Annotated in this window: 8 protein-coding genes and 1 pseudogene; 7 read left to right on the top strand and 2 right to left on the bottom strand. The window is 72.2% G+C overall.

Going from position 1 to position 11,846, the window contains the following annotated elements; all coding sequences use genetic code 11:
• Together AC1DW3_RS04995 and AC1DW3_RS04990 are read right to left on the bottom strand one after the other, a co-directional pair.
• Nucleotides 1-253: pseudogene (locus AC1DW3_RS04995) on the bottom strand (hypothetical protein); the annotation flags it as partial.
• Complete coding sequence (locus tag AC1DW3_RS04990; RefSeq protein ID WP_477929159.1) at nucleotides 243-1,541, bottom strand: sigma-54-dependent transcriptional regulator; 1,299 nt, start codon at nucleotides 1,539-1,541, stop codon at nucleotides 243-245. The gene AC1DW3_RS04990 and the pseudogene AC1DW3_RS04995, both read right to left, overlap by 11 nt.
• Nucleotides 1,542-1,695: 154 nt before the next feature.
• On the opposite strand from AC1DW3_RS04990, the gene AC1DW3_RS04985 reads away from it, so the two are divergent.
• From AC1DW3_RS04985 to AC1DW3_RS04955, 7 genes are all read left to right on the top strand, one after another.
• Nucleotides 1,696-4,173 carry an ABC transporter permease gene (locus AC1DW3_RS04985; RefSeq protein WP_477929158.1) on the top strand — a complete coding sequence of 826 codons (2,478 nt, stop codon included), beginning with the start codon at nucleotides 1,696-1,698 and terminating at the stop codon, nucleotides 4,171-4,173.
• A complete protein-coding gene (locus AC1DW3_RS04980; RefSeq protein WP_477929156.1) occupies nucleotides 4,170-5,432 on the top strand; it encodes an efflux RND transporter periplasmic adaptor subunit in 1,263 nt (420 codons plus the stop codon). The genes AC1DW3_RS04985 and AC1DW3_RS04980 overlap by 4 nt, the downstream gene beginning before the upstream one ends.
• A 3-nt stretch (nucleotides 5,433-5,435) precedes the next feature.
• Nucleotides 5,436-6,119 carry an ABC transporter ATP-binding protein gene (locus tag AC1DW3_RS04975; protein WP_477929154.1) on the top strand — a complete coding sequence of 228 codons (684 nt, stop codon included), beginning with the start codon at nucleotides 5,436-5,438 and terminating at the stop codon, nucleotides 6,117-6,119.
• Between the two features lie 71 nt (nucleotides 6,120-6,190).
• Nucleotides 6,191-6,616, top strand: coding sequence for a DUF6896 domain-containing protein (locus tag AC1DW3_RS04970; protein ID WP_477929153.1), 426 nt, complete (start codon nucleotides 6,191-6,193; stop codon nucleotides 6,614-6,616).
• Between the two features lie 7 nt (nucleotides 6,617-6,623).
• Entirely contained in the window at nucleotides 6,624-7,373 is a 750-nt protein-coding gene (locus AC1DW3_RS04965) for an AAA family ATPase (RefSeq protein WP_477929151.1), read from the top strand.
• Between the two features lie 61 nt (nucleotides 7,374-7,434).
• A complete protein-coding gene (locus tag AC1DW3_RS04960) occupies nucleotides 7,435-10,521 on the top strand; it encodes a ligand-binding sensor domain-containing diguanylate cyclase (protein ID WP_477929149.1) in 3,087 nt (1,028 codons plus the stop codon).
• A gap of 21 nt (nucleotides 10,522-10,542) precedes the next feature.
• Nucleotides 10,543-11,844, top strand: a complete 1,302-nt coding sequence (locus tag AC1DW3_RS04955) for a M20/M25/M40 family metallo-hydrolase (RefSeq protein WP_477929147.1) — start codon at nucleotides 10,543-10,545, stop codon at nucleotides 11,842-11,844.
• Nucleotides 11,845-11,846 lie beyond the last annotated feature (2 nt).

Below are 11,846 nucleotides of genomic sequence, written 5' to 3'. Positions count from 1 at the left end.
GCCACAGCGCGAGCGGCGCGTGCTCCAGCGCCGCGTCCAGGTCGGGGCGCGGCGCGGGGAGTGGATCGGGTGGCAATGGCGTGGGCCGGTGAGCGAGGCGCGTCAGTGCCGCCCAGCCGAAGGTGGCGGCAAGGAGTCCGGCCAAGGCGCAGGCGACGAGCACGCGCGGCGATTCCAGCGCGGCCATGGCGCCGGCCGCGCTGGCGGCCAGCACGACCGCCGCGGTGGCGACGCGGGCGCGCTCAAAGGCCATGCTTTTCCAGTTTGCGATACAGCGCCGCCCGGCTCACGCCCAGCAGCTTGGCGGCCTGGCTGATATTGCCGTCGGCCTGGGCCAGGGCCGCCTGCACGGCTTCGCGCTCGCGTTGGGCGAGGTCCAGGCCCGGTTCGACCGGTGCGGGCGCGGCGAGCTCCGCCAGGCCAAAGTCCGCGAACGTGAACACCGGCCCGCGCGCCAGCAGCGTGGCGCGCTCGCAAGCCTGGCGCAGCTCGCGCACATTGCCCGGCCAGCGACAGGCGCAAAGCCTTGCCAGCGCATCGGCCTCGATGTCGCGCGCCGGCTTGCCGCTCGCAAAGTGGGCGAGGTAGTGGCGCAGCAGCAGGGCCACGTCCGTCGCGCCACGCTCGCGCAGCGGCGGCACGCGCAGCACCACGGTGTTGAGGCGGTAGAGCAGGTCGGGCCGGAAGCGCCGCGCGTCGAAGAGCTCGGCCTCGGGCACATTGGTCGCGGCCAGTACGCGCACGTCGACGGCCACCGGCTTGTCGCTGCCCAGCGGTGTCACCTCGCGCCGCTCCAGCGCGGCCAGGAGCTTGGCCTGGCTGGCCAGCGGCAGGTTGCCGATCTCGTCGAGGAACAGCGTGCCGCCCGCCGCCGCGACAAAGCGCCCCGGCCGCGATTCGCGCGCATCCGTGAAGCTGCCGCGGCGGTGGCCGAAGAGCTCGCTCTCCACCAGCGCCTCGGGCAGGGAGCCCATGTCGACCGCCAGCAGTGGGCCGGCAGCGCGGGGCGATGCCTGGTGCAGGGCGCGCGCCACCAGCTCCTTGCCGACACCGTTCTCGCCGAGGATGAGCACGCTGGCCTCGCTGTTGCCGACCTGGGCGATCTGCGCACGCAGCGACTGCATCGCGGCCGACTCGCCCAGCAGCTCGCCAGCCGCAGGCGCCGGCGCACGGCGCGCCAACGCGGCCTGCACGCAGGCCACCAGCCTTTCGTTCGGCCAGGGCTTGGTGATGAAGTCGACCGCACCCGCCTTCAAGGCCTGCACGGCCAGCTCCACCTCGGCATAGGCCGTCATGACGATGACGGCCGGCGCGTCGCGACGCGCGACGACCTCGCGCAGCAGCGCAAGGCCGGCGGCGCCGTCGCTGGCGCCGGGCGTGAAGTTCATGTCCAGCAGCAGCACGTCGGGCCGGGTCTCGTCCAGCGCCGCCATCAGCTCGGCGGGCGCGTGGCGCACGGCCACGGCGCCGAGCCGGCGCAGCGCCAGCCGCGCGGCCAGGGCCACGTCGGGGTCGTCGTCGAGGATGAGCAGGCCGGCCATGAGAGGGCGCGACTCTAAGCGCCGCATGCGCACCCGGGCAAGACGGTGTCCGGAAGCGGACAGTGGCGGTGTCCGCTTCCGGACGCCACCACCGTGGGAAACCCGGTTTCCCCGGGAAAGACGGGCTGGCCCGCCTCTTGCACAAGACCCACCCATGAAGCTGCTCCCCTCCACCCTTTTCTGGCGCGGCGCCTGGCGCCAGTTGCGCGCCGAGCCCGGCCCGGCCGCCCTCGTCATCGCCGGCCTGGCCCTGGGCCTGGCCCTCACGCTGCTGACCGCCAGCTTCCTGCAGGACGTGCTGTGGCCCGACGCCGGCCTGCCCGAGCGCGAGCGCCTGGTCGCCTTCGAATGGCAGGCGCGGGGCCCCGGGGGCATCAAGACCGACTGGTACCGTGAAGTGCCCACCGTGCCCCTGTACAACGAGCTGCGCGCCAACGGGGCGCCGGTCGAGGCGATGAGCCGGGTGCTGTTCACGCAGCTGGCGGCCAGCGCCGCCGATGCCCAGGGTGTGCAGCGCAGCAGCCGCATCGTCATCGCGGTGGGCGACGCCGACCTGCAGACCCTGTTCGGCCTGAAGCCGCTGGCCGGCGACATGGCCGCGGCCCTCGGCACGCCCGAGGGCATCGCGCTGAGCGTATCGGCGGCCGAAAAGCTGTTCGGCACGGCGCAGGCGGTCGGTCGCAGCTTCAGCATCGCCTTGCCGCCCGACCCCGAAGGCCGCGAGCCGGCGCATCAGTTCACGCTGACCGTCAAGGCCGTGCTGCCCACGCCCAACCTCAACGGCATGCTCGGCTTCGACGCCATTGCCGGCTTCCACGCGCCTGCCGCCAAGGCCTATCTGGCGCGCTCGGACACCTGGCTCCACACCACCGGCCACCTGTACGCCCGCCTTCAGCCGGGCGCCCGACCCGAGCAGCTGACCACGCTCGCGCAGCGGCTGTTGGACCAGCAACCCATCCCGCCCGGCTTCCCGATGGACTTCCTGAAGGGCGGCGGCAAGCCAGCCTATCTGCGCGCCATGCCGGTGGTGGACGTCGGCCTGCATGGTGCCGGCAGCCCGCTGCGCCGCCTGCAGCTCGGCAGCCTGGCGGCCGCGGCGGCCGGCGTGCTGGCGCTGGCCGTCATCAACTTCGTCAACCTGTGGAGCGTGCGCACGCTGAAGCGCCAGCGCGAGATTGGCCTGCGCAAGTCGCTGGGCGCCGGCGCGCGCCAGCTGGCCCTGCAGTTCTTCGCCGAGGCGGCCGTCGTGGCGGGCCTGGCCGGCGCCCTGGGCCTGCTGCTGGCCTGGTGGGCCACGCCCGCGGTCGAGGTGCTGATGCAGCGTCAGTTCCACGCGCCCGTGCTGGCGCCGGCCATGGTGGGGCTGACGCTGCTGCTGTGCGGCGCCATCGCCGCCCTCAGTGCGCTGCCGCTCAGTGGCATCGCGCTGCGCGTGCGGCCGGCCGAGTCGCTGGCGGGCCGCAGCCACAGCGAGGGTCGGGCCAGCCGCTGGCTGCGCCGCGTCATGACGACGCTGCAGTTCGGCGCCGCCGCCGTGTTCGCAACGCTGGCCTTCACGGTGCTGTGGCAGGCCGAGCACACCGCCGACATCCCGCGCGGCTTCGAAACGCAGGACCGCGTCGCCATCGAGCTGCCCTGGGAGGCCCAGCCCGCGCAGACGAAGGCGCTGCTGGAGCGAATCCGCATTTGGCCCGAGGTCATCGCCACCGCCGCCGCCGAGGACGTGCCCGGCCGCGACTTCGCCAGCTGGTATGGCGAGTTCACCGGTGTCGGCGGCAAGTCGGTGAGCCTGCGCACCGGCGTCGGCTTCACGCCGGGCTATTTCCAGCTCTATGGCATGCGCGTCATTGCCGGGCGCCTGTCGGCCGACCATGTCGCCGAGCAGGCCCAGCTGGGCATCGTGCTGGACCGCAGCGGCGTGCGTGCCCTCGGCTTTGCCAGCCCCGAGGCGGCCGTGGGCCAGCAACTCGGCACAGGCCCCAACATCGACGACGGCAAGCCCGCCACGGTGGTGGCCGTCATCGACGACATCCGCCTCGAAGGCCCGCGCAGCCCGCCGCAGCCGCATGCCATCCGGCCCGCGGTGGAGCGCGGCTATGGCGTCATCGGCGTGCACAGCCGCGACCCCCAGGCCACGCGCGTGAAGCTGGCGGCCCTGGTCAAGAAGAGTTTTCCTGACGCCGAGGCCAGTGCCCTGCCCATGCGCGACATGCTGCTGCAGAAGGTGGCCGACGACACGCGCCTGGGCCGCGTCGTCGGCATCGCCGGCCTGATGGCCCTGGGCCTCGCGGCCGTGGGCATCTACGCGCTGGCCGCCTACACGCTGCGGCTGCGCGAGCGCGAGATCGTGCTGCGCAAGCTGCATGGCGCCGGCGCGGGCGCGGTGGCGGGCCTGCTGGCGCGCGAGTTCGCCGGTGTGCTGGCGGTGGCCTGCGCCATCGCCCTGCCGGTGGCGGCCTGGCTGTCGCAGCGCTATCTGGCGGACTTCGTCGAACGCGCGCCGGTGGGGCCGTTCTCGCTGTGGGTGCTGCTGGCCTCGGTGGCGCTGCTGGCCACCGTGACGGCCCTGGCCGTGGCGCGTCACCTGCACGCTGCGCTGGCACTGCGGCCGTTGCAGGCTTTGCGCGGATGAGCGCGGTGCTGACTTCCGGCGCGGCCATGGACCGGCGCGTCGCCGTGCCGTCGCGCCGCTGGCTGGTGGTGCTGGCGACCGCCGTCGCGTTGGGCGGAGCCGGCCTGCTGTTGCGCCACTGGCCGCGCGGCGTGCCGGTGTCCCGCGCCGATGTCGAGATCGCGGCTGCCAAGCCTGGCGCCTTCCGCGACGTCGTGGTCGGCCGCGCCACCGCCCAGCCGCTGCAGTCGGTGCTGCTGGACGCGACCGAGGAAGGCCGCGTCGAGCAGGTGCTGGTCAAGGACGGCGAACGTGTCGAAGCCGGCCAGCTGCTGGTCGTGCTGGCCAGCAGCCAGCGCGCCCAGGAGCTGATGGCGCGCTCCAGCGAGGCCGCCCAGCAGCTCGCCAACTTCTCCACCCTGCGCGCCGCGTGGATGCAGGCCCAGGCGGCGCAGCGCCGCAGCTTGACCGAATCGCAGTTCGAGCTGGAGCGCGTGCGTCGCCTGCACCAGCGCAATCGCGAGCTGGCCGCCACCGGCTTCCTGTCGCCGTCGGCGTTGGAGGACTCGGCCGACAAGCTGTCCATGGCCGAGCGCCTGTTCGCCCAGCAGCAGGCCGATGGCCGCGAGGAGCTGGCCGTGCGCGAGCAGTCCGTGCAGGCCATGCAGCGCGCGGTGGCCGACCTCAACAAGCGGCTGGACGCCATGCGCGCCGCCAGCGAAGGCCTGGCCGTGCGCGCGCCGGTGGCCGGCCGGCTGACCGGCCTCGCGCTGCAGGTGGGCGAGAGCGTGCGCAGCGGCACGCGCATCGCGCGCCTGGACAGCCTGGGCCGCTTCAAGCTGGAGCTGCGCCTGGACGAGTTCCACCTGGGCCGCGTGCGCGAGGGCCTGACCGCCACCCTGGCTCACGACGGCCGCGACCACGCGCTGCACGTCGCCCGCATCGACCCCCAGGTCAAGGACGGCCGCTTCACTGTCGAGCTGGGCTTCGACGCCGATGCGCCGCCGCTGCAGGTCGGCCAGGGCCTGGACGTGCGCCTGACGCTGGGCCAGCCCACCCAGGCCTTGCTGCTGCGCGACGGCGGCTTCTATGCCGACACCGGCGGCGCCTGGGCCTTCGTGATTGACGCCGACGGCCGCCACGCCCGGCGCCGCGAACTCAAGCTCGGCCGTCGCGCCGATGGCGTCATCGAGGTCCTCGGCGGCCTGCAGTCCGGCGAGCAGGTCGTCGTCTCCCCCTACCGCGCCTTTGCTTCGGCCCAAACCCTCCAACTGGATTGACGCATGTTCAAGCTCAAACACCTCACCAAGACCTTCCACACCGGCGACATCGAGACCACGGCCTTGGACCGCATCGACCTCGACATCGAGGCCGGTGAATACCTCGCCATCACCGGCCCCTCGGGCTGTGGCAAGTCCACGCTGCTGGGCATCCTCGGCCTGCTCGACGCGCCGTCGGGCGGCGAATACTGGTTCGATGGCCACAACGTCGCCGGCTGGAGCGAAAAGCAGCTCAACACGCTGCGCCGCGGCCGCATCGGCTTCGTCTTCCAGAGCTTCAACCTCATCGACGATCTCAGCGTGGCCGAGAACATCGCGCTGGCGCTGGAATACGGCGAGCTGCCGGCACGCGCCCGCCGCGAGCGCGTGGCCGAAGTGATGGAGCGCCTCGGCATCGCCCACCGCGCTGGCCACCGGCCCAGCCAGCTGAGCGGCGGCCAGCAGCAGCGCGTGGCGATTGCCCGCGCCATCGCCGCGCGGCCGGCCCTGCTGCTCGCCGACGAGCCCACCGGCAACCTCGACAGCGCCCACGGCGCCGAGGTCATGCGCATCCTGCGCGAGCTCAATGCCGAGGGCACGACGCTGGTCATGGTCACGCACTCGCTGGAGCATGCGGCCCAGGCGTCGCGGACGTTGAGGCTGCTGGATGGGCGGGTGGTGGTGGACGCGGTGGCGGCGTTGGCCTGACGAGTCGGCATGGGCGATCCCTTGGCATAGTCCGTGTCTTACCGCGACTGGTCAACGGACTTGCCTAGCCAATGGATCAACGCCTTGCCTCGATCATTGCCGAGTACCTCGCGGCGGTTTCGTCCGCCGTGGACCTCCTGGAGCAGGGTGGAATCGCCCGACCTGCAAGCGACATGGCGTGGGCCTGCAACGGAATCCCGCAGCTCGGTGTGTTGCCGGGTGGCGTGAAGTACGCGAAGCATGGATACGGCTGCCGAGTGGATCTCGAAGCTGGTCCCGTGGACTTTGATTTTGGCAAGGGGGGACAAATCGATGGGTTGGATGCCTGGCGCCTCGGAAACTTTGTGCGAGACCGGATAGAGCAATATGGGTTCAGCTCGGAGGAAGAACTAACCCGGTGCTTCGATGCCGAGGTTGCGTCAGGTTCACTCCTCTACTCCGGCTACAGCCTTCACTACGTTCAGGGTGATGCTTTAACAGCGATGCCTCTGAAGTAGGCCACGCATGCTGCCCTCCCAGTTCGTCTTCCACCTCGCGCTGCAGCGCGACAAGGTCGAGTCCTTCGAGCGCTACCCCTTCAACCTGGCCGCAGTGCGCACGCTGGACCGCCTGGAGCTGCACCCCAAGGTCACCTTCTTCGTCGGCGAGAACGGCTCGGGCAAGTCGACGCTGCTGGAGGCCCTGGCCGTGGCCATGGGCTTCAATGCCGAGGGCGGCAGCAGGAACTTCCACTTCGGCACGCGGGCCTCGCATTCGGTGCTGCACGAGGTCCTCCGCGTGGCCAAGGGCTTCAAGCAGCCACGCGACGGCTGGTTCCTGCGCGCCGAGAGCTTCTTCAATGTCGCGACCGAGATCGAGAAGCTCGATGAGGCGCCCGCCTTCGGCCCGCCCATCATCGATTCCTACGGTGGCCGCTCCCTGCACGAGCAGTCGCACGGCGAGTCCTTCCTGAAGCTGCTCAACGAGCGCTTCGGTGGCCGCAGCCTCTTCATCCTCGACGAACCGGAGGCGGCCCTGTCGCCGCAACGCCAGCTCGACGCGCTGGCGCGCCTGCATGAACTGGTGCGCCAGGGCTCGCAATTCGTCATCGCGACGCATTCGCCCATCCTGATGGCGTATCCGGACGCCTGGGTCTACCGTTTCGACGCCGACGGCATCCACCGCGTGGGCTACGAGGACACGGCGCACTTCCGGGTCATGCGTGATTTCATGGCCGATCCGGAGCGCAGCCTGCGTGACTTGTTCGCCGGCTGAGGCCCGCGCGCTACACCCGCGCAGGTGGTGCCGTCAATCGGCGCCTTTAGGATGGCGGTGTATGCACCCCCTAATTCAAGGCCTGCTCGGTCTGCTGATGCTGCTCGGGGCGGGTTTGGCCCGCGCCGACGCCGGCGTGGGCCCGATGGAGGTGCAATTCCGCAGCGTGACGGTGCCGCAGAACTCGGTGCCGGCCATCGCCCAGGACCGCGCCGGCTTCATGTGGATCGCGACGAACAAGGGCGTGACCCGCTACGACGGCTACCGCTTGCGGCCCATCGAGCAGGCTGGCGACACGACGGCCAAGCGCAGCCTGGGCTGGGTGAGGGCGATGGCCCCGGCGGCCGACGGGCGCATGTGGATAGGCACGGAGTTCCAGGGCCTGGTGGCCTATGACCCCGAGCAGGACCGCGTCGAAAGCCATGGCAGCGCCCAGGGCGGCACGGGTCCGCAGGCGTCCATCCGGGCGCTGGCGGCGGCGCGCGACGGCAGCATCTGGGTCGGCACCCTGGGCCAGGGCCTGTTCCGCTACCTGCCGGCCGCCAAGCGCTTCGAGGCCCATGAGCTGCGCTGGCGCGGCCAGGCCGAGAAGCGGGTACTCGCGCTGCAGGTGGGTGCCGATGGCGTCGTCTGGGCCGGCCACTGGCGCGGGCTGGCGCGCTTCGTCAACGGCGCCTGGGAAAACCTCGCCCTGCCCGGCCTGGACGCCGGCATGCCCGTGCAGGCCCTGGCCGAGGACCGCGGCGGGCGCATCTGGCTGGGCACGCAGGACGGGCATCTGGGCGTCGTCGAGCAGGGCCAGGTGCGCTGGGTGCAGGCGCTGGGCATGCCCATCAACGCCCTCGCCGAGGCGCCCGACGGGCGGCTCTGGGTGGGGGGCAAGGTCGGGCTGTTCTGGGTCAACCCGGCCAGCGGTGATATCGAGGCGCGCCTGCGCCAGGATGCACGCCGTGTCATGGGCCTGGCCGGCAACGACGTCAGCGGCCTGCTGCGCGACCGCAGCGGCGCGATGTGGGTCAGCGGCTACGGCCTGGGCGTGCAGCGCCATCTTTCCCACCCCGCGCTGGCCGTGCGCGGCCCCGACGTCGACCTGAACAGCCCGCTGGCCGAAGCCGACGTGCGGGCCGTGCTGGCGCTGAAGAACGGCGAGGTGCTGGCGCCGACGCAGGCCGGCCACATCGCCCGCCTGGACGGCCGCCCGGGCCGCGACCTGGCCACCTTGGGCGAATGGCCGCGGGAGCGGCGCAGCGTCGTCGAGATCATGGCCGAGGCGGCCGACGCCAGCCTGTGGATGGCGGCTGCGGGCCGCCTGGAGCACCGCAGCGCCGACGGTCGCCTGCTGCGCGACTGGGCGCTGGACGGTGGCCGGGCCCAGCAGCTGCTGCTGCGGCCGGACGGCAGCGTCTGGCTGGGCATGCAGGAGGGCCTGTACCGCCTGGCGGGCGAGGCCGCCGCGGCACCGGAGCGCGTGCACCCGCTGGGCGGGCCGCTGCACGGCGGTGTCTATGTGCTGAGCGCCGCGCCGGACGGGCGCCTCTGGGTGGGCGGCCAGCAAGGCCTGTTCCGCGAGAAGCAGGCCGGCGACGGCAGCCTCGAGGTCGTGCCGCAGGCGCCCGGCGAGGCCCTGGCCAGCCCCATCGTCATGGCGCTGCTGTGGGGACGCGACGGGCGGCTGTGGGTGGACACGCCGGTCAGCGGCCTGCACCGCCTCAAGGGCTGGGACGGCGAGGGCCGTGCGCGCTTCGAGCGCATCAGCGAGCGCCACGGCGTGGAAGGCGTGTTCGGCGGCAATCTGCACGAGGACGAGCAGGGCCGCATCTGGAGCCAGCTCTATGTCTACGACCCGGCGGCCGACCGGCTGGACAGCTTCGGCAGCGCCGAGGGCGCCAACTTCGGCAGCTTCTGGTTTTTTGCCAGCACCGAGCTGCCGGGTGGCGGCCTGCTGTTCGGCGGCAGCCGCGGCCTGCTGCGCGTGCTGCCCGAGGCCTACCGCGCGCAGCGCACCAGCCCGCCGCTGGTCATCAGCGGCGTGCGCGTCAATGGCCAGCCCTGGGAGCTGCCGCACGGCGCCCAGGGCCTGACGCTGCCGCCGGCCAAGCGCACGCTGTCCGTCGAGTTCGCCGCCCTGGACTACGCCGACCCGACGCGGCTGCGCTATGAATACCGGCTGGACGGCCTGGACAGCGACTGGACCCGCGTCGACGCCAGCGGCCGCAACCCCAGCTTCGGCCCGCTCAGGCCCGGCCAATATGTGCTGCAGGTGCGCGCCACCGCCCATCACAGCCTGTGGGGCACCGAGCAGCTGCAGCTGCCCATCACGCTGGAGCCGGCCTGGTGGGAGACCGACGCGGCGCGCATCGCCGGCGTGCTGGCGGCGCTGCTGGCCATCTGGGCCTGGATGCGCTGGCGCACGCGCTCGCTGCGCCTGCGCGAGACCGAGCTCAAGGCGCTGGTGGACGAACGCACCGCCGAGCTGCGCGAGCTCAGCCTGACCGACGCCCTGACCGGCCTGCGCAACCGCCGCTACCTGGAGCTGCGCCTGGACGACGACCTGCGCCTGTGCCTGCGCCGCTTCGAGACGCCCGATGGCGGGCCCGGGGCCGTCGTCGGCGCCAAGGCCGACCTGCTGCTGATGCTGCTCGACCTGGACCATTTCAAGCGCATCAACGACGTGCACGGCCATGCGGCCGGCGACGCGGTGCTGGTGCAACTGTCCGAGCGGCTGCGCGCCGTCTTCCGCGAAACCGACTCCCTGGTGCGCTGGGGCGGCGAGGAGATCCTGGCCCTGGCCCGCGAGACGGAGAGGCGCGACGCCGCCGAGCTGGCCGCGCGCGTCTGTGCCGCCGTGCGCGAGCAGCCCTTCGAGATCGCGCCGGGCGAGACCGTGCACGTGACCGTGTCCATCGGCTTCTGCGCCTTCCCGCTGGACCCGCGCCACCCGCGGCTGTGGGACTGGCGCGCCTGCCTGGCCCTGGCCGATTCGGCGCTGTATGCCGCCAAGGCCCAGGGCCGCGACGGCTATGTGGGCGCCATCCGCGCCAACGGCCTGTCGCCGCGCGAGGCGCCCGACAGCCTGCCGGCCTGGCGGGCCGAGAAGCGGCTGGTCGTCGCGCGCAGCAACGCCGTGGACGACGCCCTGACGACCTGAACTTGCGGTGAAACTCAGGGCATGAAGAAGCCGCACGCCGTCCTGACCGCTCTCGCCCTGCTGCTCGCCACTTCCTCGGCCATGGCCGCCGGCCTCGATGCGCAAGAGCAGCTGATCGTTGCCAACGTGAAGCGGCTGACGCCCGACGCGCTCAAGCTGCTGGAACGCAGCGTGCTCGTCAACAGCGGCACGCTGAACCCGGCCGGCGTGCGCGAGGTCGGCGCCCTCTACGGCAAGGAGTTCGACGCGCTGGGCTTCAAGACGCGCTGGGTCGACATGCCGGCCGCGATGAAGCGCGCCGGCCATCTGGTGGCCGAGCGCAGCGGCGACAAGGGCAAGCGCGTGCTGCTGATCGGCCACCTGGACACTGTCTTCGAGAAGGACAGCGCCGTGCCGCCTTGGGCAGCCGACGGCGGGCGTGTGCGCGGCCAGGGCGTGTCCGACATGAAGGGCGGCGACGTCATCATCCTGCTGGCGCTGCGGGCGCTGAACGAGGCCGGCGCGCTGCAGGGGCGCACGGTGCGCGCCGTCTTCACCGGCGACGAGGAGCGCGCTGGCAGCCCGATCGAAGTGGCGCGCGCCGCGCTGATCGACGCGGCAAAGCAGAGCGACGTGGCGCTGGCCTTCGAAGGTTCGGCCAAGGACGAGCAAGGCCGCGACACCGCCACCATCGGCCGTCGCGCCTCCGGGACCTGGCATCTGAATGTCACGGCCCGCACCGGCCACTCGGCCGGCGTCTTTGGCCGTGACGGCTATGGCGCGCTGTACGAGGCCGCCCGCGTGTTGAACGCCTTCCGCGAGCAGCTCATCGAGCCCGACCTGACCTTCAATGCCGCGACGCTGGTCGCCGGCACCAGCGCCAAATGGGATGACGGCGAGAGCCAGGGCCAGGCCTTCGGCAAGACCAATGTCATCCCGCGCGATGCCCAGGTGCGCGGCGACCTGCGCTATCTGACCGAAGCGCAGGGTGCCAGGGCCCGCGAGCGCATGCAGGCCATCGTCGAGCAGGCCCTGCCCGGCACGCGCTCCAAGCTCAGCTTCCACGAAACCTACCCGCCGATGGCGCCCACGCCCGGCAACCTCAAGCTGCTGGAGGCTTATTCGCTCGCCAGCGCCGACGCCGGCCTGAATGCCATCGTGGCCTTCCCGCCCGGCCAGCGCGGCGCGGGCGATGTGCAATTCGTCGCGCCGCTGGTGGACAGCTTGGACGGCCTGGGCGCCGCGGGCGGCGGTGCGCACACGCCGGACGAATGGCTGGAGATCGCGTCCATCGAACGCGGCGCCATCCGTGCGGCCTTGCTGATCTATCGCCTGACGCGCTAGCC

It is taken from the genome of Roseateles sp. P2_H4, from assembly GCF_056403315.1.
This window is presented reverse-complemented; position numbering and strand designations above follow the sequence as displayed.

Excerpts from the sequence above, each read along its gene's own strand:
- AC1DW3_RS04970 (WP_477929153.1), top strand. The coding sequence starts at position 6,191 with ATGGATCAACGCCTTGCCTCGATCATTGCCGAGTACCTCGCGGCGGTT.
- AC1DW3_RS04990 (WP_477929159.1), bottom strand. The coding sequence starts at position 1,541 with ATGGCCGGCCTGCTCATCCTCGACGACGACCCCGACGTGGCCCTGGCC.
- AC1DW3_RS04985 (WP_477929158.1), top strand. The coding sequence starts at position 1,696 with ATGAAGCTGCTCCCCTCCACCCTTTTCTGGCGCGGCGCCTGGCGCCAG.
- AC1DW3_RS04965 (WP_477929151.1), top strand. The coding sequence starts at position 6,624 with ATGCTGCCCTCCCAGTTCGTCTTCCACCTCGCGCTGCAGCGCGACAAG.
- AC1DW3_RS04955 (WP_477929147.1), top strand. The coding sequence starts at position 10,543 with ATGAAGAAGCCGCACGCCGTCCTGACCGCTCTCGCCCTGCTGCTCGCC.
- AC1DW3_RS04975 (WP_477929154.1), top strand. The coding sequence starts at position 5,436 with ATGTTCAAGCTCAAACACCTCACCAAGACCTTCCACACCGGCGACATC.
- AC1DW3_RS04980 (WP_477929156.1), top strand. The coding sequence starts at position 4,170 with ATGAGCGCGGTGCTGACTTCCGGCGCGGCCATGGACCGGCGCGTCGCC.
- AC1DW3_RS04960 (WP_477929149.1), top strand. The coding sequence starts at position 7,435 with ATGCACCCCCTAATTCAAGGCCTGCTCGGTCTGCTGATGCTGCTCGGG.